The sequence below is a fragment of the uncultured Virgibacillus sp. genome (assembly GCF_947495635.1).
In the GTDB taxonomy this organism is placed as follows: domain Bacteria; phylum Bacillota; class Bacilli; order Bacillales; family Amphibacillaceae; genus Virgibacillus; species Virgibacillus salarius.
In genome coordinates, this window is sequence record NZ_CANMAB010000072.1 from 1 (window position 1) to 21,098 (window position 21,098).

The window sequence follows — 21,098 nt, forward strand, 5'->3', positions numbered from 1 at the left end:
CCCTTTAGGGGTCTCGTTGGTAAAGTGCCCTTATAGGGCGAAACTAAAACCGCCCGTTTTACGGGCGGATAGTTATTAGGGAAAAATGAAGGGCTGGCAGCATCCAAGCCGTTAGATAGAAAGAAAGTAGAGAAATGATTAATCCAAAAATAAAAAGCTGACGTTGTGCTTTCGTCAGCTTTTTAACAGGAGATATTGTGTATTCATTAGCCTTTAATTTCTGAAATAATGGTTGCGATTGCAAAAAATCCAAATGCTAAAGCTGTAATTGCTGAAAATCCTAATGCGAAAATATTTTTGTATTTCAATTGACGAATTACAGATACAATCGCAAGTAAAGCTACAGCCAGAAATAAAACTGCTAAGACAATATGCATGAGACTTATCCTCCTTGTTTGCTTCCTAACTTGTCATTTGTTGCTATAGGAAATTCATTTGTATTATTATGTAACTAGTCCAGTTATAATATTTATTTTATAGTATTATATGCCGTTTGTCGAGGCAAAACGTAGAAAACATTTTCATTATAAGGTTAGGGAGGAATTTTGTTGGATATTGAAAGAATGTCTTTAGGACCATTGGGTACGAATTGTTATCTTGTACATGATAATCAACAAGCTTTGATCATTGATCCAGGTGGAGAATCAGCAAAAATTATTCATTTTTTATCGGAGAAAAATATCGAGCCATTAGCAATTCTCTTAACACATGGGCACTTTGATCATATTGGAGCAGTTGATGACTTACGTAAATATTATAAGGTCGAAGTTTACATACACAAACTGGAAGCTTCCTGGCTTGAGGATCCTCAAGCAAACGGATCATTGTACTTTATGCAAAGGGGAATTCTTACAAGTAGACCGGATCGATTATTGCATCCAGGAAAGATGGCTATCGGTAATTTCCATTTTGATGTGATCCATACGCCTGGACATTCACCAGGAAGTGTAACTTTTATCTTTTCTAATGCAAAGTTTATTGTCAGTGGTGATGTTTTATTTAATGAAGGAATAGGGAGAACAGACCTTCCTGGTGGAGATATGAAGCAATTAGAAGATAGTATTATAAATCAATTATATCGATTAGATGAATCTTTGGTTGTATACCCAGGGCATGGTCCAAAAACTAGTCTTATTCATGAGAAAAAGCATAATCCTTTCTTTTCAATCTAAGTATTAGAGTAACACCAATCGATTTATTGTAATAATGGATAATTAGAAACACTCGGGTATAACCAAATTTTTATCCTTTCTTATCTTTGAACAAAAGCGCAAGCGCCCGAATTAGAAACGTAGCGACTGGAGCGAGTTAACGGAGATAAAGGAAACACGGTGAGCTTGCGAGCCAACGATGACTTAGATGAGGGCGATTTGTGAATTCGCCTCGTTTCTAGGTGCTGGAGCTGGACGCGGCTAAACACGCCCATAAGTATCTACATGGATAAATTTTTTCATTTCCTGAATTACGAAAAAACCCTTCTTATTACAAGAAGGGTTTTTGGGGGATGTGCTCTGCTCTTTAAAAATAGGGATATAAGTTAAGCTACTAGTAATACTATATAGGGATAAAAACGACATGTCAATAGAATATCAAAAAAATAACTTGAATTTAAGATATTTAAGAGCTGTATCGCAATACACTTTGAAAAAAAGAACAAAAGCGGAAGCGCCCAATTAGAAACGTAGTGACTGGAACGAGTTAACGGAGATAAAGGAATCATGTTGCTCTTGCAAGCCAATGATGACTTAGATTAGAGTGATTCTTGTAATCGCTTAGCTTTCTGGAAGCCGGTCACCACGCCCATAATTTTCCACATGGGCAAATTTTTTCATTTATAAAACTAAAAAGAAAGAGTCTCTGCTTAAATCTAAGCAGAGACTCTTTCTTTTTAATGTCCGAAACCAGGTACGAGTATAAATTCTGAATACCATGTAAAACCAATAAAAAATATAGTACAATAAGCTCCGAATAAATACATATACATGCGTTCAGATAGTTTTAAATAACTTACTGCTAGGAAAAAGGCTGTTTGTACAAGGAAAAGAAGTGCAGTTTTTTGCATATCTCCTATGTAGAACATGACTGTAAATATCCCTGTCCAAAAAGCAAGCACACGAAACATACGATCCATGCTTTCCCCTCCTTTTGGTAACCTTATCATTGTTATTATAAACGAGTATTTAGATCTTGTAAACGAAATGTGATGAACAAATATTGATGAAAAAAGGAAAATATCATTTTAGTCATGATGTTACATTCTATAGGGTATCCCTTGTCATATTTATTTATTCAGAAATTCATTGGTGATGTCTAAATAACCAAAAATATGAAATGTGAATGGAGTAACTGTTGTGGCGGAAAAAAGGACCTTATACTTTCCGGTTGCAAGTAATGTGACTACTACTGAAACGTTACCTTCTGGTAGATGATATAAATTCCTTTTTAGGTCTTTGTCCTTGAGCAGATCTTTCTTTAATTTTTCCCTCGTTATTTGAATTAATGATTCCATTTTTACTTGCTCTAGTTGATGAGCAGTCATTTGTTTATTGTTTTGATAAAGCTGGATATTCGTAATGGTTGCTATTAATACTAACGCGATCGTAAACATGACCATAGGTAACATAAATCCTTTTTCGTTATTCGTATAAGATAATATCTTTTTCAAACGTATCTCCTTCCGTGGATGTAATAATTATTTGGAATCCATAAGATAGTGGGGCTAAAGAGAAGTCTTTAACACCACGTACGTATATTTCATGTCCCAATCCATTAACTTGTCTACGAATGAGCTCTTGATATAGCTCAAAAGATACGGTAGCTCCGTTACTCTCGAGCAACAGTTTATTAGCAACAATTCGAAAATCTGTTGCTTGCATCACTTCATTTCTTAAATGCTGAAAAAACTGTTGAATTGACAGTTCATGGATATCCGATTGATTACTGATACTCTTTAACAAATAACTTAGAAAAGGCAAACTTATTACTAAGATAGTAACCATGATAAGTGTAGTGATAAAACTAAACCCAGATTGTTTATGTTGGCTGTCCGTATAAACAAAACTTCTCTTTCCTTTTTTTGGCATTTTCCCATTGAGCACATCCCTTCACGTATTTACTTAAAACCTGAAATGAATACTTTACATGGCTATTAGCTATCACTTTGGTGTAGTTGACTTCTTGTTTATCCTTCTCTTCCCATAGAAAGGGCTGTAAGCTATCATGTAAATCATTTGCTATTAACCTGCGCGTACTTAAGACCTCTCTTTCCGTTTGCATAATAGATAGTATAGGAACCAATGTTAATACTGCACTAAAAAGAATAGCAGCAGAGATAATTACTTCAATTAGAGTAAATCCGTTCATTTTTTTCAATTCGATACCTTCCTTTACCAAAAGGGAAAACAATTTTGTATCTGGCTGTAGGGGAATAGATATAAAAAGTTCTTGGGTTTTTAATACTTCCATTTATATCAAATTCAATAATTGGATTAATGAAATAATCGATATGCCAGCCTTCAGGTAGGTTTCTGTCCGGAATAATTTTACGGTTAGACCTAAGCACATAATATTTATTTTCATTAAGAATAAGTTGGATTCTATTCGTAGTTAGAGAAGACATATGTTGAATTGTCATTATGTCAGACTCTAACGTTTGAAATAATGCGTTTTCCTTCATTTTTTCTAAAGCATATACGATTGGAGGAACACTGAGCCCGACCATTATCATCAGCATACTTAGTACAACCAACATTTCGGTGAGCGTAAAGCCTTTCGTATCATGTAGCCGGGACACTGACTTTTCCAGTCTCTCTATTATAGTTTAAAGGTGTTTTATTACTGCAGCTCTTCTGTTCTTCCTTTATATACTTTGGAACCATCGCATCTAAGCTTGTAGGATATATTCCTGATTCAGCATAAACAGTATCTACTTGTGCTTGAACTACAGCTACAAGAGCTTTACAACCTTTGCTATTTACATCTTTACTTTTCTCACTAAGATTTGGAACAATAAGTATGATTAATACGGAGATAATCATTAAAACGATTAGCATTTCAATTAAAGTAAAACCTTTATTATCAGATGGCATAAAGTATCCTCCTTATATTGATTTGATGAGTTGAAACATAGGTAGCATTAAAGTGATATAGATAAATAAAATAAAACTGGCAACAATGATGAAGAAAATAGGTTGAATATACGTAATAATTTGAAGCATCTTCCGTTGAAACTCCTCCATTAGAATTTGTGCGTATATACTTAAATCTTTTTCTAATGTTTCTGTATTGCTATTTTTTTGAAAAATATTGGTTAGTTTTTTCTCTAGAAAAGTAAATTGGGATAATAGAGTAGGTAACTGCATACCTTTAGCTAATTGTTCTTTCATTAAATTTGCATAGTAGCAAATAATTGGTTGTTTATCTTGATTATTCATTTGAATTAGAATGTCTTTAAAGGAAATACCAGTTTTAATTAATGAACTGAATTGATTAGCAAAAAGAAAGGATGTTTGTAGTTTTAAATAGGTACGGAAAAGAGGGAGGCGATTGTATAATTTTATTTGATTTTCAATGGAGATACGAGGTTTATAAAACTTCCAAAAAATAGAAAAAGTGAGGGCTGCGATGATACTCAGAAAGAAAATAATTCCTAACCAATCTAAGATTAGCATAGCTAGGACAATTGATGCTGACGATCCCGGACTTGATTCATATAAATCGAGAAATGATGGAAGTACGGATTGCTTCAATATAAACAATAGAGGGATAAAGATACAACATAAAATAAGTGGATATCGAATGATCTGTTGGAACTTCTGAATGTATTGCAATCGATACTCGTACATATCTATACATTTAGATAAATTATCCTCTAGATTTTGATTAGAACGTGCAAATAGGAGGTAACTCGTTATGGAGGGATGGAAGGAAACAAGTTGCATAGCTTCTTCCATGGAATAACCATTTTCTAATGCCTGCTTAATTTGTTTGGCGGCACATTCCAGTTCGTTGTCCCAAGCTATTACTGTTAGTGCATCAATTAACGAATAACCATTTATACGTAAGCGATGAAGCCTTTTAAGAAATCGCAATTGGGTATCAGGTGTCATTGTTTTCTTGTGTTTGTTGATAATATGTTTCAGAAATGTATCCATAAGCTAAAGCCTTCCTTCGTAAGTGATCAAAGGTTTGATAACCAGTTAAACGATTGAATTCCTTTCCTTTTATGTGTTTTTCTAATAAGGTTCCATCGAGTAATTCTAAGATTGCTCCTCGACGATTTGCGTGTTTTATAGTGGAGATTGGAATAAGTTGGATGGAAGCAATTGCAATTAAGGATTGAATTAAATCAGCAGTGGTTAATCCAAATTCCTTTAATCGAAAAATTGTCCCTAGACCATGGGTTGCATGGATAGTACTTAATACTAAATGACCAGACAACGATGCTTCTAAAGCAAAATGTGCCGTACCAGCATCTCGAATTTCACCAACCATAATAATGTCAGGGTCGTGACGAAGCGCTGCTTTAAATCCCGACTGATACGTAATTCCGGCTTTTTCATTCAGCTGAACTTGCAAAATATCTTCCAGTTCTTTTTCAATAGGGTCCTCTAACGTGATGGCTTGGAAAGGTTTATCCTTTAGAATGGAGGATAATATGGCATATAGGGTAGTGGTCTTCCCACTGCCTGTCGGACCTGTTATTAGAATTAGTCCAGAACGTTTGGTAATCCACCTCATCATGTGTTTCAATTGTTTTGGAAATAGAAATAGTTGATCAATTGGAAGGGTTTCTTCTTGAGGGAGAATTCTTATTGCTAGACTTTCGGTACCTTTAACGGGAAGTGTAGATAATCGTAGGGAATAGACGAGTGATTCTAAATAAAACTTAATGGTGCCATTTTGTGGTCTCCGAAGTTCACCGATATCCATTGATGAGTTAAATTTAAAGTAGGTAAGCAATAATTGATAGGTAGAAGCAGGTATGGATTTAAAAAATTGACGTTTACCTTGTATTCGAAAATAAATCGTCGCTTTTTCAGCTGATGGAGAAAAATGAATATCAGATGCTTCCATGATAATCGCATGATGAAGTATTTGTTCTGATAGCGCTACAGCAGGGTTCACAAACTTTCTCACCTCCTCTTGAATTCACAGTTAAGTAATTGATTCGACAATTATCTCGTATATCCTTCTTTTTTTTTACTGTTTTTTATTTTTCTAAGAATATTGATAAATGGATTGGAAAAACTAAAAGTACCTACATCTATGAAGGGAAGGTTATATGTCAACGAAAGATTATGTTAAATTTGTAACAGAACAAGTAGTGACGTATATGGATACGCCCGCTACGGAGAGAAAGAAACGAAAAATGAAACCGCAAAGTTATGACCCTATATATGGAAACCGTTGGTTAGGCGTCATTCCATTTGCTCTTCGAATTATGGTAAAGAAAAGAAATAAGCAGGCGTAACCTGAGCCTGCTTACACTATTTCAGAAGTTAAATAAAATAGACCTCCATTTATAACCTGATATGTGATTCTTGGCTGATACCTTTCATTAATTTCCTTTATTTCTTTTTCCATTTGCTCATTATCGTTATCGGATGTATAAAAATATTTTAGTAATTCTATTTCTGTTTGCAACTCCTCCAAAGCTTCGGAAGCCCACTCATGGTTTTGATTCTCTATATACTGATCAACAACTGCTTCTATTCTTCGATATCCACTCTTTAATTTAACAAGTGGTGATAGCGTATAACAAAAATCAGAAATAGTTGTATGCAATGGGATTGAATCTAATATCTTCATCATATCCGACTTCATCGTTCCATTAATTAGGTTTAATCCAATGGAGAAAAGCTCATCTCTTTTATACTTTCCTCTATAACTTACTTTAATGTTTGTTACTAACCAAGGGTAAAGAGCTGTATTTACCGTTGGATTAACTTTTTGGAATAATTTGGTATATTTCTCTTGCTGTTGTAAATAACCAATGATTTGTTGCAATCTTGGACTACCAAAATGAATCCATTCTCCTTCATCGTCACGTTTATTTGGATTCGTTATTAACGTTAATTGCATTGGTTCACCAGAGTGTCCCATTTTCTTCATGTAATGCCAATAGAACGGTCGATTCATCAAAGCTCGGTCCATTTCTTCTGTTAGTTGTATGGTTAGAACACCATCCTGATCGAGGAGTAGTGAGCAATGATGGGCAGTGAAAAAAGATTTTAAGAAGTTATTTAAGTCAGGTATTGCCATAATATTGTTCCTCCTCATAGTTAGTATCATGGGTTTGCTGGATTATTGCTGAAAGATTATTTAGCTTAACCTTAGCCTCTCCAGTTGTTGTTGACTCAGAATAAATTTCCTGTAATTCATGCTCAATGTCAGGTATAGCCAGTTCAGCCAAAATATCATCTAAGTGTCCAATTACTTGCTCAAAAAGATTTATTTTTTCATATAAAAGTTTCATAATATGCTCTTCAACCGTATCCTTAAGTGCAAAATTATAAATATGCACATCTTTATTCTGACCATATCTATGAATTCGGCCAATACGTTGCTCTAGTCGCATTGGGTTCCATGGTAGGTCGTAATTTATCATATAGTTACAAAATTGTAGGTTAATTCCTTCTCCTCCTGCTTCCGTAGCAATTAATACTTGTGCATGGTCCCGAAAAAGTTGTCGCATCCAATCTTTTTTCCCACGTTTAAATCCTCCTCTAAAAGGTACAGAGGAAATACCATTCTGTTGTAAATACCATTGTAAATAAAGTTGAGTTGCTCGGTACTCGGTAAAGATAATTATTTTTTCATTGCCGATTTCCTTTATAAGTTCAACAGCTTTTTCGGCCTTCTTATGGTTTGGTAGTTGTTCAATTGCCTCTGTTATCCGTTGAAAACCTTCTAGGTCAGGTTGTTCCGCTAGCATTTTCTTTAAGGATAAATAACAGGCCTCCCTTGAAGAACAGAATTCTCGAAGGAACGTAATTTTTGAAAAGGAAGGGAGGTATACCGAACTATCTTCCAGACTTTCATACACCTCTTTTTCCTCTTTTGAGAATTCGGTCCAAATCGTTTCGATATTTCGTTTGATTTGATTTAATCCAGTGTCCTTACGCGTGTTTCTAACCATTACTTTTTGAACAAGCTGCTTTAAATACATGTCCTGTTTCATATTTTTGCGATCTTTACCATAGCTCTTTAAGAACGTATCGTAATTACCTAAATGACCCGGTTTTAAAATGGAGACAAGGTTAAATATTTCTACAAGTTGATTTTGTACAGGTGTGGCAGTAAGTAATAGACAATATTTTTTCTTCAAAGAACGTACGAAGGCAAAATTCTTAGTTTTATGGTTCTTTAATTTATGCGCTTCATCTACCAGAACAAAATCATAGTCTAAATTTAATATAGTATCCCGATGTGGAGACCTTTTTGCAGTATCCATAGAAGAAATGATAATGTTCCCTTGTTCCCAGCTCATATTCTTACGATAAGCAACTGCTGGTATGTAGAACTTTTCATTTAATTCCTTTTCCCATTGGTTCACTAATGAAGCGGGGGCAAGAATTAATGCTTTGTTAACTAGTCCACGTATCATGTACTCTTTTAAAATAAGGCCTGCTTCAATTGTTTTACCTAATCCCACTTCATCAGCTAAAATTGCACGGCCATTCATTTGTTCAATTACTTGTTCTGCAGAGCTTATTTGATGGTTTAAAAAATCTACATGTGGCAAAAACTCCAGTGCACGTAATCCTTTAAAGCTTGGGGTCATTGTCGTTTTCTCTGCGTGAAAAGCCATGGAGAAAAGCTCCCATGAGGAAATAGGTTCATTCATTTCTAACCGATTTTCAAGTTCATTAATAAATGTTGAATCTTTCTCTATGTGAATGGATTTCATCATATACTTCCTTTTTACTAAGATTATTTAGAATAGCTATTTTATCTTTTTTAATATGTGATATAATAATTCACAGTAAAATAGATTTTTCATTGGTATTGTTACATAGTATAACCAACTCTACATTTTTTCATAAAAGCGAATGAATACAAGGGGAGAGCTTACAAAGAGGGGAAAGGTTATTTCTTCTATGTAACGCCGAAGGAGCAAGCCGAAGCGAATCTCTCAGGCAAAAAGACTCTTGTAGGACGCAACTCTGGAGAGTGTTTACCAGTATACCTGTGTAAACCACCCACGAAGCAAGTACGAACTATTCTACGAATTCGTATGCAACTTTCTGGTAGAAGGACAGAGATTTCATTGTAATACAATGAAATCTCTATTTTTTTGAAATTTGAAATTACAGACTATTATGATTGCTAAGGGAGTGGAGGGAATGAGTGAGTTAAAACGAACACCGTTGTTTTCGGCATATGAGAAATATGGTGCGAAGACAATTGATTTTGGTGGATGGGATTTACCGGTACAATTTACAGGTATTAAGCATGAGCATGAAGCTACAAGAACAAAGGCTGGATTATTTGACGTTTCCCATATGGGAGAGATTACGGTAAAAGGTCCAAAAAGCTTAGATTTTCTACAGAAAATGGTTACAAACGATGTTGGCAAATTAACACCTAATCGAGCTCAATATACCCTTATGTGTTATGAGGATGGCGGAACTGTGGATGATTTCCTTATTTATATGCTTGATGAGGATGATTATTTACTTGTTGTAAACGCTGCAAATACAGATAAAGATTACCAATGGTTAGTAAGTCATAATACATTTAGTGATTCCGAAATAACGATTGAAAATGTTTCCAATGAGATTGTTCAGCTAGCATTACAAGGACCATATGCTGAAGAAATTCTGCAAACGGTAACGGAAACGGATCTATCCGATATTCGTTTTTTCCGATTTCAACAAGCTGTTCAGCTAGGGCAATTAAATGATACTGCGCTCGTCTCACGTACAGGTTATACCGGCGAAGATGGATTTGAAATTTATATCTCTGCTAAAAGTGGTATTGCACTGTGGGAGCTGATTCTTCAAGCTGGTAAAAATAAAGGACTTGAACCAATTGGGCTAGGTGCAAGAGATACGTTACGCTTTGAAGCTAATCTACCTTTATATGGACAAGAAATTTCAAAAGAAATTAGTCCAATAGAAGCGGGTCTTTCTTTTGCGGTAAAGGTGAATAAGCAAGCAGATTTTATTGGAAAACAAGCTTTGCGGTACCAAGTTGAAAATGGAGTAGAGCGAAAGCTAGTAGGTATTGAGATGGTGGATAAGGGAATTCCACGAACAGGCTATGAAATTTATCATAATGATGACTATGCAGGATTTGTCACTTCTGGAACACAATCTCCTACACTGCAAAAAAATATCGGTCTAGCACTTATTCGAACAGAACTAGCAAATGAGGGTGTGGAATTAACCGTACAGGTAAGAAAAAGAAAATTGTTGGCGAAGGTTGTAAAAACGCCATTTTATAAAAGAGAAAAATAGGGGGAAACAAGATGGAATTTCGTTATTTGCCTATGACAGATGGAGATAAGCAAGAAATGTTAAATACCATTGGAATTGATAGTACGGAAGAACTTTTTTCTGATATACCAGAGAATGTTCGCTTCAATAACGAATTAAACTTAAAGAAGCCTGCGAATGAATATAAGCTTAAAAAAGAACTTACAGATATGGCAGCTAAAAACGCCAATTTAAAACAAAACCGTTCGTTTCTAGGAGCTGGTGTCTATGATCATTTTATTCCTTCCGTCGTTGATCATGTGATCTCAAGATCAGAGTTCTATACCGCTTACACTCCTTATCAGCCAGAAATATCACAGGGTGAGCTACAAGCAATTTTTGAATTCCAAACGATGATTTCTGAACTTACAGGAATGCCTGTAGCTAACTCTTCTATGTATGATGGGGGTACTTCTTTAGCCGAAGCTGTTAATCTAAGTGCTGCACAAACGAAAAGAAAAAAAATCCTTGTGTCTAAAGCTGTTCATCCACAAAGTCGCGCGGTTATCGAAACATATGCTAAGGGTCCCGGATTAGAAATTGTAGAAATTGACTTACAGGATGGGAAAACGGATGTCAATCAATTAAGCGATGCGATAGATGACGAGACAGCAAGTATTGTTGTGCAATACCCTAATTTCCTTGGGCAACTTGAGCCAATGGAGGAAATTCAAACATTGTTAGAATCGAAAAAGAAGACAATGTTTATCGTTTCAAGTAATCCGCTTGCTTTAGGCTACTTGACTCCTCCCGCAGCGTTTGGTGCTGACATTGTTGTAGGAGATACACAGGTGTTTGGTATACCTGCACAATTTGGCGGACCTCATTGTGGTTATTTTGCTACTACCAAAAAATTAATGCGAAAAGTACCTGGTCGATTAGTTGGTCAAACAACAGATGAAGACGGCGTTAGAGGATTTGTCCTTACCCTACAGGCAAGAGAGCAACATATTCGCAGAGACAAGGCTACTTCTAATATTTGCTCCAATCAAGCACTAAATGCATTAGCTAGCTCAGTGGCAATGAGTTCCATTGGCAAGCATGGGTTACGTAAAATGGCGGCTATTAATATGAAAAAAGCTCGTTACGCCAAACAAGTACTGCAGCAAGCAGGAGTCACTGTTGCCTATGAGGGTGCGTTTTTCAATGAATTCGTAGTAAAATTAAATAAGCCAGCAGCTAGTATAAATGATCGCCTCTTGGAAAAAGGATTTATTGGTGGTTATGATCTTGAAAAAGATTATCCTGGATTAACAGGATATATGCTAGTAGCTGTTACAGAAATACGTACGAAAGAAGAGATTGACCAGTTTGCAAAAGAATTGAGGGATATCAATGGCTAATCAGGATTTTCCACTTATATTTGAACGTAGTAAACTAGGCAGAACGAGCTACAGTCTACCAGAATTGGATGTGCCAGATGTTGATTTGAATGCAGAGTTAGGTAATAAATACATCCGTACAGAAGCTCCGGAATTACCGGAGGTAAGTGAATTAGATATAATGAGACATTACACGGGGCTATCCAATCGTAATTATGGTGTTGATTCAGGATTTTATCCTCTAGGATCTTGTACAATGAAATATAATCCAAAAATAAATGAAGATGTGGCGAGAATGGATGGATTCAGTCATATACATCCTGATCAGCCAGAAAAAAGTGTTCAGGGTGCAATGGAGATGATGTATGATCTACAGAGTGCCTTACGAGAAATTACTGGAATGCATGAAGTCTCCTTACAATCAGCAGCTGGAGCACATGGAGAGTGGACTGCTTTAATGATGATCCGTGCATTTCATGAGGCAAATGGGGATACCGAGCGTACTAAAGTCATTGTACCAGATTCTGCACACGGTACTAACCCAGCATCAGCTACAGTTGCAGGTTTTGAAGCTGTAACGGTTAAATCGAATGAAAAAGGGCTAGTAGACTTAGAAGATTTAAAACGGGTTGTAGGAGAAGATACTGCGGCTCTCATGTTAACAAATCCGAATACATTAGGACTATTTGAGACAGAAATTGTGGAGATGGCTAAAATCGTTCATGATGCTGGAGGGAAGCTCTATTATGATGGAGCAAACCTTAATGCAATTATGGGTTACGCTCGTCCTGGTGACATGGGATTTGACGCAGTCCATTTAAATCTTCATAAAACCTTTACAGGACCTCATGGTGGTGGTGGACCAGGTTCAGGACCGGTTGGTGTCTCAGCCGAATTACAACCTTTCTTGCCAAAGCCATTACTAATTAAAAAAGAAGATCAATTTGTTTTTGATTATGATCGTCCGCAATCAATTGGTAGAGTCAAGCCTTATTATGGTAATTTTGGGATTAACTTAAGAGCTTATACGTATATTCGAACAATGGGAGCAGAGGGGCTGAAGAAAGCAAGTGAATACGCTGTCCTTAATGCAAATTATATGATGCGAAAATTAGAAAAAGAATACGACCTTCCATTTAAACAACATTGTAAGCATGAATTTGTTCTATCAGGAAAGCATCAGAAAAAATTGGGTGTCCGCACCTTAGATATTGCTAAGCGATTGTTGGATTATGGTTATCATCCGCCTACCATTTATTTTCCATTAAATGTAGAAGAGGCATTAATGGTAGAGCCAACAGAAACGGAATCAAAAGAAACATTGGATGGATTTATTGATACAATGCTAACGATAGCTGATGAAGCAAGGAATGAACCAGAATTGGTTCAAGATGCTCCACATCAGACAATTGTCAAGCGTATGGATGAAACTACTGCTGCGCGCAAACCGATTTTAAGATATGAAGCTAATTCAGAGTAATGTTATAGAAATAAGTACTGTACGTGTACAACGAATAAATATGTTTAACATAAAACCAGCCTTTTGGAACAAAGGCTGGTTTTATGTATCTTCATAATCGTTTGGATCAGTAATTACTTTATTTTACCAGTCCATTTTTTAAAGCCACCTTTTAAAACATTAATATCTTCGTAGCCTTTTTTATGCAAAAGCTGTGCCGCTCTGGCTGCGCGTGATCCACTCTGACAATAAAGATATACTGGTTTATCTTTTCGCATTTCAATTAAGCGCTGGCGCATTTGTGTGACTGGTATATTTCTAGCACCAAGAATATGACCACGTTTAAATTCTTGTGGTTCGCGTACATCTATAAGTTGCGCTTTGCGGTAACCTTCACGGAATTGTTCTTCGGTTAATGTTTTTAAGTACATTCGCTGTCTAAAGAAACGAAATACACCGAATGCGATAAGAACAACGATGAATATTACTAATAATTCCATTCTTTTTCCCCCGTCTATCACATTTATCCCACATATAACTGGCAATAAGCCCCCATTTCAAGCAATAAAGTGAAACTGTTATTGGTCAGTGAGGGATCGACTGCCAGTAAATGTCCGATTAGATCAACTAACAATCAGTGGGGGAATAAACAAGCCTCCCACTGATTGAAGTTTCCCTTTATACATCCTCTATTATAGTTTGTATACCAATATTTTTCAAAAGTTATTCTTTGTAAATTGCCTAAATGACGAAGAAAAAAATAGAAAAGCTTACTGTTAGGAATTTTATGGAAAAATTCATGATAACGCTTGTTTAACTTTCTTATTTCCTGTATCCTATATATAGAAACAGTTTTGCGCTAGACTAAAAATTATTCTTGGAAGTGAGGAAAATTAATGCCTACTCCTAGTATGGAAGATTATATTGAACAAATTTATAACTTAATGGAATCAAAAGGATATGCAAGGGTATCGGACATTGCAGAAGCACTTGAAGTTCATCCTTCTTCCGTCACAAAAATGGTACAAAAATTAGATAAAGACGAATACTTAAACTATGAAAAATATAGAGGTTTTATTTTAACTCCAAAGGGAAAAAAAGTTGGAGAACGACTCGTCTTTCGTCATGAATTATTGGAAGAGTTTCTAGAAATTATTGGTGTAGAACACGATAATATATACGATGATGTTGAAGGTATAGAACATCATTTAAGCTGGAATTCGATTGACCGAATTGGCGATGTGGTTAATTATTTTAAGCACGATGGAGCAAGAGTGGAAGAACTTAAAAAAATGCATCGAGAAGCAGAGGAACAATAGCTCAGAACAGCAAAGACTGAGACAAAAGTATTTGATTTATAGATCATGAGTCTGAGACAAAAGAATGAAGAAACAATAAAATGAAGTGCCCCCTGTCAAGTAGACAGTGGAAATAATAAAACTGACTTAAGCGGTTTTAGCTCTAAATTCGATAGGGCTAAGGCCGTTTAATCGTTTTTATATCTATCATAATTATAGAAATGTATATAGTTCTCTATGGATGCAGATAATTCTTCAAAGGACTCATATTTATTTAAATAATACTTCTCGCTTTTCAGTGTTCCCCAAAAAGATTCCATCGGTCCATTATCAATACATCGTCCGACTCGTGACATACTTTGCTTCATGTTTGCGGCATCTATCTTTTGCTTAAACATTTTAGATGTATACGGATACCCCGATCACTATGAATAAGCGGGCGATCTCCATCTAGAAGCTCGATAGCTTGATCAAGCGTTTTAAATACAAGTTGATTGTTATTGGAATTCCCTAAAACGTAACTAACGATAGAACCGTCATATAAATCGAGATTAGCGCTTAAATAAGCTTTCTTTGCGTTACCATATTTAAATTCTGTTACATCTGTTACCCATTTTTCATTGGGGTTATTCGCCGTGAATTCACGGTTCAATATATTCTCAGAGATATGTTGAAGGAGTGTGCGTTTATGCCATTTTTTCTTTCTTCGAATGACAGATTGTATACCGGCTATTTTCATCAATCTATAAATACGTTTGTGATTGAAGGTCTACCATCTCTTGCATAATCGCTTTATTCTGGAGTTCCTGTGCTGAAGGCTTTCGTTTCAGCCACTTATAGTAAGCTGGCCGATGAACAGCTGCAATATCACAAAGTAATCGAATACGTAGGTTTTCTTTTTCATTTACTTTCTGAATGGCAACATACCTGTCTTCAAATCGTACGGTACTTAATTTCGCCTCCTTTCGATCTCCTCTAACTTTTTTAAAAACAAATTCTCCGCACGTAAACGTTCATTCTCTTTTTCAATTCGACGCATCTCTAGCTTCAGCTTTTCTTCAGCTGTTAATTCTTCTACCCCTTTGGAGCGACCTCGACCATCTTTTAATGCATCCCAGCCATCAGCTTCATATTTTCGCACCTATTGATATACTTGTTGATATGATACGTGATACTGTGCTGTTTGTTGATAATTCTTATCATTCCCTAACGCAGCTTGTACGATTTCTATTCGTTCTTTCCACGTTCTTTTTCTTCCTTTAGTCATAGCGTTTACTCTCCCTTTTCTTGCATCCTTTAACTCTCTATGACCATTATACTTCTTTATCCAATCCGAAAGCACGGATTTACTGGAGATATGATACTTTCTTAAGACATCGCGCATAGAATACGTTCCTGAAATATAATCCTTAACTGCAGCTGCCTTTATTTCATTAGGATAACGTCTAAACGTTTTTGAGTACTTTAAACCAAGGATCCCATCTTTTTCAAAATTCTCTACCCACCTATAAACTGTAGACATATTAACTTGATATTTTGCGGATAACTGGCTATGTGTTAAACCATTCTTAAAAGCCATCAATACTTCATATTTCCATTCTACTGAATATGATTTGTGAGTCATAAAAACTCCCCTTAATGTAGAAGCAGATTTTTATTTTTTAATCTGTCTACCTTAAGGGGAGCATATCAGAAATTAATTATCATTCGTTTTTTTGATTGGAATCATTCATTTAGTACCTGAAATAAACGAGACTCAGGTGGGAACAGCACGAGTTCGAAGATCCACTTGGTAACGTGTTTTTCTTTACCAAGTTAGCTGAGGCCGTGCCCGAGGAAAGCGCGTATATTTTCACGGTGCGGCGATGATACTCCTGTTGATAACATGATTATTCGTATTTTGAGTAAAGAAGTTGTGTTTTATCCCAGCCCTCTATTTGTTTACTTCAAACAGGTTTTCCCATCTCTTCACCAAAATACTACACTTCCTTGGAAAGCAATGATCACTTTCCTGCGGGATCTTCAGCTCGTACTTTTGCAGCAAGATAAGGAAGAGTTCGGAAGCGATTCATCGTTCGCAGAAAAGCCTCTTTCTTTTTCAAGGAGTCTACATATTTTGACTACGCTGCGTATCAACAATTATCCCACATATAACTGGTAAGACCCGCACTTCAAGAATAAAGTGAAATCAATATGGATAAGTGAACGGGGGTTCGACTATCAATACATGTCCGATTGGTTCAAAGCCCTTGGTGTCATACCTTTGTGGTACTGACATCAATGGGGGATAAATAAAACCCCACTAATTGAACTTTCACTTTTGGGTTAACTATTTTGATTTCATCTTGGACTCATTTTTATAAAGTCTTTCATTTATCAGTTCTAATTTGTTTTCTTTGTGCTTAAAGATATATAAAGTGTGTTTTACTAGCTTAAATAATGGTATTAATGTTATTGCATGTAAAACAATCACAAGGTTTTGAAAACGGATTAGAGGAGACAACATATGAAAATAGATGGTGTTTTTTCTGGCGGAGGTGTAAAAGCATATGCATTTGTTGGCGCGTTAAAGCGTGTAGAAGAACATGGGCTGATACTTGAACGTGTTGCAGGGACTTCTGCAGGAGCAATTGTAGCATCATTACTTGCTGCAGAATATACCGCTTCTGATATTCAAAACATGTTAGATGAGTTGGATTTGCAGAAGCTTATTGACCCTCCAGCTCTTACAAAGGTTTTGCCATTTACGAAATGGGCTTTTTTATATTTTCAATTAGGAATTAATAAAGGGAATAAGCTTGAACGTTGGGTATATGATAAACTAGCACGAAAAGACATTTACACATTTAAAGATATAAATTCGAGTTACTTAAAAGTTGTGGTAAGTGATATATCTTTAGGAAGGCTGGTCGTTATTCCGGATGATTTAGAAAGGATTTACGACATTAATCCTGAAACGTTCCCAGTTGCTAAAGCAGTGAGAATGAGCGCTGGATTTCCTTATTTCTTTATACCTAAGAAATTATCGAGTAGTAAAAATAAGAAGAGTATCATAATCGATGGAGGACTACTAAGTAATTTCCCTCTATGGGTATTTGAGGATAGAGATAAGAAGATAAGTAGACCAATTTTAGGAATGAAATTGAGTGAATCTACGCTAAATAATATAGCGCCTAGGAAGATAAATAATGCATTAGATATGTTCCATGCATTGTTTGTAACAATGAAAGAAGCTCATGATTCACGATATATTTCAAAGTCACAAAAAAACAATATTATTTTTATTCCCATCAAGAATGTTGGTAGTATAAATTTTGATATTCGTGAAGAAACAAAAGAACAATTGATTGATACAGGATATCGTAGTGCTAAGAAATTTTTAGAACATTGGCCAAGATAATAAGTTTGCAACACAGTTACATACTAAGACCGCGCTTTGAATTAAAAAGAAGCGCGGTCTTTTCGTTTGGCTTTATTACCTTCAATCACACGTAGATGAGTTGCGCGTTTATTGCGTTTCTTTCGTGGTTGAATAGATTGCTGTGTTTTCCCAGCAGAAACAGGATTTTTTCTTGGTTGTGTATGGTCATATTTTGCTTTGGATTGTTTTACAGCTTGTTTATATTTTTTCATTTCGTTAGATGTTGCTCTCTTTCTAAGAAAAACAAAATAAAAAACAGCAAATATAGCAAGACCTATACCCAGTGAAATAAAAAGATTACTAAAAAAGTTTGTCGTATTTGTAAACAACTGTGATATTAGACCAATAGCTGCTAGACCTATAATGATGTAAACAGGGATGGATAATCTTGTACGTTTCATTGTGTGTGTCCTCCTTCATTATTCCAATAATTGACTTGTATAAACTCTATACCACTTTCTCATCATGGTATATCATTTTTTACATACATTTTTCAAAGAATTACATGGTTACTAACTTTGAAATGCTAACTTACTATAAATTCTTTCCGGATTCATGTAAATTATTCTAAGCTTTTCTTTTTATTTTACTGGAATTAAGCTTGGTTAACTAGATTAAAATTGGAAATTATTAAGTAAAGCGATGGTTTATAGGATTGGTTTACAAGCAATTGGTCATAATATGGAATGGAGGTGGTATTATGAGTGAGCAAAATCAACAACTTGAACAGAATAAACAGGAAACGCCAATGACAATTTTATCAAGGTCACTACTTACAGGATTTATTGGTGGATTGTTATGGAGTACATTCGGAACAGTTCTTTATTATTTTAATTTTTCCGAAGTAGCTCCGAAATCATTTGTATTAAGCTCTTGGTTTCATGCGGAGTGGATCGATACATGGCTTGGTAATGTTGTAACAATCTTTTTAATTGGCCTTCTATCCTTATTAACGGCACTTATTTATTTTGGGTTATTCAAGAAGATTAATTCCATTTGGGTAGGTGTGGCTTACGGTTTTTTATTATGGGTATTGATCTACTATATCATGAATCCAATCTTCTCAACAGTTCCAAAGGTAGCTGATTTGAATATGAATACCATCGTAACAACAATATGTGTTTTTATTTTATATGGTACGTTTATTGGATATTCCATTTCCTATGATTATCACGATTTTCACAGGGCTGATGATAATAAGAACTCATAATACTCATTGTGTTATTCAAAAGAAGCGCTTTATGATAAACTGAATACATCCATATATGCTATAGATAATAATTAGAAAGGGATGAGTTTATGGAGAAACTAACTAAACTTAGGGCTGCTTTTGAATCAAATCAAGTAGATGGAATTTTAATTACGAGTGCGATAAATAGACGTTACATTTCTGGTTTTACAGGTACGGCTGGAGTAGCTTTAATTAGTAGCAATGATGCACGATTTATAACAGATTTTCGATACACAGAACAAGCCAGTACACAAGCAAAAGCATTTAAAGTAGTTGAACATAAGCAGGGTATTGATTTAGAGATTAATGATCAGTTAAAAGAAATGGGAATTAAACGACTTGGTTTCGAAAAGGATCATGTGACGTTTAGCCAATATGAACAATATAAAAATACGTTAGATGTTGAATTAGTTCCAGTCAGTGGTATCATAGAAGAGCTGCGATTAATTAAGACAAGTGATGAGTTAGAAATCATGAAAAAAGCTGCAAAGATCGCTGATGATGCATTCGAACATATTCAATCTTATATTAAGCCAGGTGTTAAAGAAATTGATATCTCTAATGAATTAGAATTTTTTATGCGTAAGCAGGGTGCTACGTCATCCAGCTTTGACATTATTGTTGCTTCTGGAGAACGTTCTGCATTACCTCATGGTGTAGCTTCAAACAAGGAGATACAATCAGGTGAACTTGTTACATTAGATTATGGAGCATTATATCAAGGCTATTGCTCAGACATTACAAGAACGGTTGCTGTTGGAGAAATTAATGAACAACTTGCATCTATTTATCAGATTGTGTTAGAAGCACAACTTAGAGGGGTTACTAGCATAAAGCCAGGTATTACGGGAATCGAAGCAGATGCTGCTACTAGAGATTATATTACAGAACAAGGTTATGGTAAGTACTTTGGACATTCAACTGGTCATGGATTAGGACTTGAGGTACATGAAGGTCCAGGACTTTCTTTTAAGTCAGAAAAGAAATTGGAGCCTGGAATGGTAGTAACAGTAGAACCGGGAATATATGTACCTTCAGTTGGTGGATGTAGAATCGAGGATGACATTGTGGTTACAGAAACAGGAAATGAAAGATTAACATTTGCAGCAAAAGAATTAATTCAGTTGTAACGGGAGGAATACTAGATGATTTCAGTTAATGATTTTAAGACAGGTTTGACTATTGAGGTGGATAATGGGATTTGGCAGGTGATCGAATTCCAACATGTAAAGCCAGGGAAGGGGGCAGCTTTTGTTCGTTCTAAACTACGTAATTTACGTAATGGAAGCATTCAAGAGAAGACTTTTCGTGCCGGTGAAAAAGTAGGGAAAGCACACATAGAAACGAAAAAAATGCAGTATTTATATGCTTCTGGAGATTCTCATGCCTTCATGGATACAAATACGTATGAACAAATCGAGCTCTCGTCAAGTCAAATTGAATATGAATTAAAATTTATGAAAGAGAACATGGAAGTATCTGTCATTACCTATGAAGGCGAAATCCTAGGAGTAGAACTTCCTAACAACGTAGAATTAGAGGTTACGGAAACAGAACCAGGAATTAAAGGTGACACTGCAAGTGGCGGATCGAAGCCAGCCACACTCGAAACTGGACATATTGTTCAAGTGCCATTTTTCATAAACCAGGGTGATGTCCTGATAATTAATACGTCTGATGGAAAGTATGTTTCTAGAGCCTAATATATCGACTTCACTTACATAACAGTCCTTTAAGGGCTGTTTTTTTAATAAGTTAAGAAAATATAAAATCAGTGCAATGACTGCGTTAAGCCAAGTAGTTATTTTAAAATGTTTGATGTATATTGGCAATGCTCCGACGAATTACTTCGCTTTCCGTGGGCACGGCCTCAACTAACTTTGCAA

27 protein-coding genes, 1 pseudogene and 1 riboswitch are annotated in these 21,098 nt (G+C 35.6%); of the genes and pseudogenes, 10 read left to right on the forward strand and 18 right to left on the reverse strand.

The genetic code is table 11. The features are described from left to right. Positions 1-206: 206 nt before the first annotated feature. The gene (locus Q1A47_RS14425; protein WP_080668670.1) at positions 207-377 is read right to left on the reverse strand and encodes a DUF2759 family protein; all 171 of its coding nucleotides are present in this window, start codon (positions 375-377) and stop codon (positions 207-209) included. Between the two features lie 171 nt (positions 378-548). Between Q1A47_RS14425 and Q1A47_RS14430 the strand changes: the two genes are divergently transcribed. Beyond that, complete coding sequence (locus tag Q1A47_RS14430) at positions 549-1,172, forward strand: MBL fold metallo-hydrolase (RefSeq protein ID WP_166530861.1); 624 nt, start codon at positions 549-551, stop codon at positions 1,170-1,172. Positions 1,173-1,888: 716 nt separating this feature from the next. On the opposite strand, the gene Q1A47_RS14435 is transcribed toward Q1A47_RS14430, so the two are convergent. The 8 genes from Q1A47_RS14435 to comGA form a co-directional block, all read right to left on the reverse strand. After that, the gene (locus tag Q1A47_RS14435) at positions 1,889-2,131 is read right to left on the reverse strand and encodes a DUF2626 domain-containing protein (protein WP_026681142.1); all 243 of its coding nucleotides are present in this window, start codon (positions 2,129-2,131) and stop codon (positions 1,889-1,891) included. Positions 2,132-2,281: 150 nt separating this feature from the next. Next, complete coding sequence (locus Q1A47_RS14440) at positions 2,282-2,665, reverse strand: hypothetical protein (RefSeq protein WP_026681141.1); 384 nt, start codon at positions 2,663-2,665, stop codon at positions 2,282-2,284. Then, positions 2,637-3,083, reverse strand: a complete 447-nt coding sequence (locus Q1A47_RS14445) for a competence type IV pilus minor pilin ComGF (RefSeq protein WP_080668669.1) — start codon at positions 3,081-3,083, stop codon at positions 2,637-2,639. The genes Q1A47_RS14440 and Q1A47_RS14445 overlap by 29 nt, the downstream gene beginning before the upstream one ends. Then, positions 3,034-3,363, reverse strand: a complete 330-nt coding sequence (locus Q1A47_RS14450) for a Tfp pilus assembly protein FimT/FimU (protein WP_162986425.1) — start codon at positions 3,361-3,363, stop codon at positions 3,034-3,036. Before Q1A47_RS14450 ends, Q1A47_RS14445 begins: the two co-directional genes overlap by 50 nt. Beyond that, on the reverse strand, positions 3,341-3,793 hold the full coding sequence (comGD, locus tag Q1A47_RS14455; RefSeq protein ID WP_166530860.1) for a competence type IV pilus minor pilin ComGD: 453 nt from the start codon (positions 3,791-3,793) through the stop codon (positions 3,341-3,343). Before comGD ends, Q1A47_RS14450 begins: the two co-directional genes overlap by 23 nt. Continuing rightward, positions 3,777-4,088, reverse strand: coding sequence for a competence type IV pilus major pilin ComGC (gene comGC, locus Q1A47_RS14460; protein WP_026681138.1), 312 nt, complete (start codon positions 4,086-4,088; stop codon positions 3,777-3,779). The genes comGD and comGC overlap by 17 nt, the downstream gene beginning before the upstream one ends. Positions 4,089-4,100: 12 nt before the next feature. Beyond that, entirely contained in the window at positions 4,101-5,153 is a 1,053-nt protein-coding gene (gene comGB, locus Q1A47_RS14465) for a competence type IV pilus assembly protein ComGB (protein ID WP_121605253.1), read from the reverse strand. Then, a complete protein-coding gene (gene comGA, locus Q1A47_RS14470; protein WP_034678955.1) occupies positions 5,098-6,126 on the reverse strand; it encodes a competence type IV pilus ATPase ComGA in 1,029 nt (342 codons plus the stop codon). Before comGA ends, comGB begins: the two co-directional genes overlap by 56 nt. A gap of 157 nt (positions 6,127-6,283) precedes the next feature. Between comGA and Q1A47_RS14475 the strand changes: the two genes are divergently transcribed. After that, a complete protein-coding gene (locus tag Q1A47_RS14475; protein WP_026681136.1) occupies positions 6,284-6,472 on the forward strand; it encodes a YqzE family protein in 189 nt (62 codons plus the stop codon). Positions 6,473-6,483: 11 nt separating this feature from the next. Here the strand turns inward: Q1A47_RS14475 and Q1A47_RS14480 are convergent, their stop codons facing one another. Then, a complete protein-coding gene (locus tag Q1A47_RS14480; RefSeq protein ID WP_026681135.1) occupies positions 6,484-7,263 on the reverse strand; it encodes a YqhG family protein in 780 nt (259 codons plus the stop codon). Beyond that, entirely contained in the window at positions 7,250-8,911 is a 1,662-nt protein-coding gene (locus Q1A47_RS14485) for a DEAD/DEAH box helicase (RefSeq protein WP_166530859.1), read from the reverse strand. Before Q1A47_RS14485 ends, Q1A47_RS14480 begins: the two co-directional genes overlap by 14 nt. Before the next feature lie 142 nt (positions 8,912-9,053). Further along, positions 9,054-9,162: riboswitch (glycine riboswitch) on the forward strand. 185 nt (positions 9,163-9,347) lie between these two features. Between Q1A47_RS14485 and gcvT the strand changes: the two genes are divergently transcribed. Genes gcvT through gcvPB form a run of 3 tightly spaced genes read left to right on the forward strand, consistent with a single transcriptional unit; the run spans position 9,348 to position 13,283 of the window. Continuing rightward, positions 9,348-10,463 (forward strand): glycine cleavage system aminomethyltransferase GcvT, encoded by a 1,116-nt coding sequence (gcvT, locus tag Q1A47_RS14490; protein ID WP_166530858.1) that lies wholly within the window; start codon positions 9,348-9,350, stop codon positions 10,461-10,463. Between the two features lie 11 nt (positions 10,464-10,474). After that, a complete protein-coding gene (gene gcvPA / locus Q1A47_RS14495) occupies positions 10,475-11,824 on the forward strand; it encodes an aminomethyl-transferring glycine dehydrogenase subunit GcvPA (protein ID WP_026681132.1) in 1,350 nt (449 codons plus the stop codon). Further along, entirely contained in the window at positions 11,817-13,283 is a 1,467-nt protein-coding gene (gene gcvPB / locus Q1A47_RS14500; protein WP_026681131.1) for an aminomethyl-transferring glycine dehydrogenase subunit GcvPB, read from the forward strand. Before gcvPA ends, gcvPB begins: the two co-directional genes overlap by 8 nt. A gap of 113 nt (positions 13,284-13,396) precedes the next feature. On the opposite strand, the gene Q1A47_RS14505 is transcribed toward gcvPB, so the two are convergent. Next, positions 13,397-13,762, reverse strand: a complete 366-nt coding sequence (locus Q1A47_RS14505; RefSeq protein ID WP_026681130.1) for a rhodanese-like domain-containing protein — start codon at positions 13,760-13,762, stop codon at positions 13,397-13,399. A 396-nt stretch (positions 13,763-14,158) separates the two neighbouring features. On the opposite strand from Q1A47_RS14505, the gene mntR reads away from it, so the two are divergent. After that, positions 14,159-14,581 (forward strand): transcriptional regulator MntR, encoded by a 423-nt coding sequence (gene mntR, locus Q1A47_RS14510; protein WP_026681129.1) that lies wholly within the window; start codon positions 14,159-14,161, stop codon positions 14,579-14,581. A 167-nt stretch (positions 14,582-14,748) separates the two neighbouring features. On the opposite strand, the gene Q1A47_RS14515 is transcribed toward mntR, so the two are convergent. The 5 genes and pseudogenes from Q1A47_RS14515 to Q1A47_RS14530 all read right to left on the reverse strand — a co-directional run bounded on the left by Q1A47_RS14515 (position 14,749) and on the right by Q1A47_RS14530 (position 16,184). Next, a complete protein-coding gene (locus tag Q1A47_RS14515) occupies positions 14,749-14,958 on the reverse strand; it encodes an IS3 family transposase (protein WP_121605249.1) in 210 nt (69 codons plus the stop codon). Then, positions 14,940-15,212, reverse strand: coding sequence for a DDE-type integrase/transposase/recombinase (locus Q1A47_RS14520; RefSeq protein ID WP_343231062.1), 273 nt, complete (start codon positions 15,210-15,212; stop codon positions 14,940-14,942). The genes Q1A47_RS14515 and Q1A47_RS14520 overlap by 19 nt, the downstream gene beginning before the upstream one ends. A gap of 51 nt (positions 15,213-15,263) precedes the next feature. After that, positions 15,264-15,317 (reverse strand): annotated as a pseudogene (locus tag Q1A47_RS20895) (hypothetical protein); the annotation flags it as partial. A 192-nt stretch (positions 15,318-15,509) separates the two neighbouring features. Then, positions 15,510-15,701, reverse strand: coding sequence for a hypothetical protein (locus tag Q1A47_RS14525; protein WP_121605247.1), 192 nt, complete (start codon positions 15,699-15,701; stop codon positions 15,510-15,512). Next, positions 15,702-16,184, reverse strand: a complete 483-nt coding sequence (locus Q1A47_RS14530) for a helix-turn-helix domain-containing protein (RefSeq protein WP_121605246.1) — start codon at positions 16,182-16,184, stop codon at positions 15,702-15,704. A gap of 882 nt (positions 16,185-17,066) precedes the next feature. Between Q1A47_RS14530 and Q1A47_RS14535 the strand changes: the two genes are divergently transcribed. After that, positions 17,067-17,960, forward strand: a complete 894-nt coding sequence (locus Q1A47_RS14535; RefSeq protein ID WP_166530855.1) for a patatin-like phospholipase family protein — start codon at positions 17,067-17,069, stop codon at positions 17,958-17,960. A 41-nt stretch (positions 17,961-18,001) separates the two neighbouring features. Here the strand turns inward: Q1A47_RS14535 and Q1A47_RS14540 are convergent, their stop codons facing one another. Continuing rightward, on the reverse strand, positions 18,002-18,382 hold the full coding sequence (locus Q1A47_RS14540) for an SA1362 family protein (protein ID WP_026681127.1): 381 nt from the start codon (positions 18,380-18,382) through the stop codon (positions 18,002-18,004). A 299-nt stretch (positions 18,383-18,681) separates the two neighbouring features. Here Q1A47_RS14540 and Q1A47_RS14545 point away from each other — a divergent pair, with 299 nt between their 5' ends. From Q1A47_RS14545 to efp, 3 genes are all read left to right on the forward strand, one after another. Then, the gene (locus Q1A47_RS14545) at positions 18,682-19,191 is read left to right on the forward strand and encodes a YqhR family membrane protein (protein WP_026681126.1); all 510 of its coding nucleotides are present in this window, start codon (positions 18,682-18,684) and stop codon (positions 19,189-19,191) included. 89 nt (positions 19,192-19,280) lie between these two features. After that, the gene (locus tag Q1A47_RS14550) at positions 19,281-20,342 is read left to right on the forward strand and encodes a Xaa-Pro peptidase family protein (RefSeq protein ID WP_166530854.1); all 1,062 of its coding nucleotides are present in this window, start codon (positions 19,281-19,283) and stop codon (positions 20,340-20,342) included. Positions 20,343-20,357: 15 nt separating this feature from the next. Next, the gene (efp, locus tag Q1A47_RS14555) at positions 20,358-20,915 is read left to right on the forward strand and encodes an elongation factor P (RefSeq protein ID WP_026681124.1); all 558 of its coding nucleotides are present in this window, start codon (positions 20,358-20,360) and stop codon (positions 20,913-20,915) included. Positions 20,916-21,098: the final 183 nt, after the last annotated feature.

Coding starts and splice junctions, on each gene's coding strand:
- Q1A47_RS14425 (WP_080668670.1), bottom strand. CDS start 377: ATGCATATTGTCTTAGCAGTTTTATTTCTGGCTGTAGCTTTACTTGCG.
- Q1A47_RS14435 (WP_026681142.1), bottom strand. CDS start 2,131: ATGGATCGTATGTTTCGTGTGCTTGCTTTTTGGACAGGGATATTTACA.
- Q1A47_RS14445 (WP_080668669.1), bottom strand. CDS start 3,083: ATGCCAAAAAAAGGAAAGAGAAGTTTTGTTTATACGGACAGCCAACAT.
- Q1A47_RS14450 (WP_162986425.1), bottom strand. CDS start 3,363: ATGAACGGATTTACTCTAATTGAAGTAATTATCTCTGCTGCTATTCTT.
- comGC (WP_026681138.1), bottom strand. CDS start 4,088: ATGCCATCTGATAATAAAGGTTTTACTTTAATTGAAATGCTAATCGTT.
- comGB (WP_121605253.1), bottom strand. CDS start 5,153: ATGGATACATTTCTGAAACATATTATCAACAAACACAAGAAAACAATG.
- Q1A47_RS14475 (WP_026681136.1), top strand. CDS start 6,284: ATGTCAACGAAAGATTATGTTAAATTTGTAACAGAACAAGTAGTGACG.
- Q1A47_RS14480 (WP_026681135.1), bottom strand. CDS start 7,263: ATGGCAATACCTGACTTAAATAACTTCTTAAAATCTTTTTTCACTGCC.
- Q1A47_RS14485 (WP_166530859.1), bottom strand. CDS start 8,911: ATGAAATCCATTCACATAGAGAAAGATTCAACATTTATTAATGAACTT.
- gcvT (WP_166530858.1), top strand. CDS start 9,348: ATGAGTGAGTTAAAACGAACACCGTTGTTTTCGGCATATGAGAAATAT.
- gcvPA (WP_026681132.1), top strand. CDS start 10,475: ATGGAATTTCGTTATTTGCCTATGACAGATGGAGATAAGCAAGAAATG.
- gcvPB (WP_026681131.1), top strand. CDS start 11,817: ATGGCTAATCAGGATTTTCCACTTATATTTGAACGTAGTAAACTAGGC.
- Q1A47_RS14505 (WP_026681130.1), bottom strand. CDS start 13,762: ATGGAATTATTAGTAATATTCATCGTTGTTCTTATCGCATTCGGTGTA.
- mntR (WP_026681129.1), top strand. CDS start 14,159: ATGCCTACTCCTAGTATGGAAGATTATATTGAACAAATTTATAACTTA.
- Q1A47_RS14515 (WP_121605249.1), bottom strand. CDS start 14,958: ATGTTTAAGCAAAAGATAGATGCCGCAAACATGAAGCAAAGTATGTCA.
- Q1A47_RS14530 (WP_121605246.1), bottom strand. CDS start 16,184: ATGACTCACAAATCATATTCAGTAGAATGGAAATATGAAGTATTGATG.
- Q1A47_RS14535 (WP_166530855.1), top strand. CDS start 17,067: ATGAAAATAGATGGTGTTTTTTCTGGCGGAGGTGTAAAAGCATATGCA.
- Q1A47_RS14540 (WP_026681127.1), bottom strand. CDS start 18,382: ATGAAACGTACAAGATTATCCATCCCTGTTTACATCATTATAGGTCTA.
- Q1A47_RS14545 (WP_026681126.1), top strand. CDS start 18,682: ATGAGTGAGCAAAATCAACAACTTGAACAGAATAAACAGGAAACGCCA.
- Q1A47_RS14550 (WP_166530854.1), top strand. CDS start 19,281: ATGGAGAAACTAACTAAACTTAGGGCTGCTTTTGAATCAAATCAAGTA.
- efp (WP_026681124.1), top strand. CDS start 20,358: ATGATTTCAGTTAATGATTTTAAGACAGGTTTGACTATTGAGGTGGAT.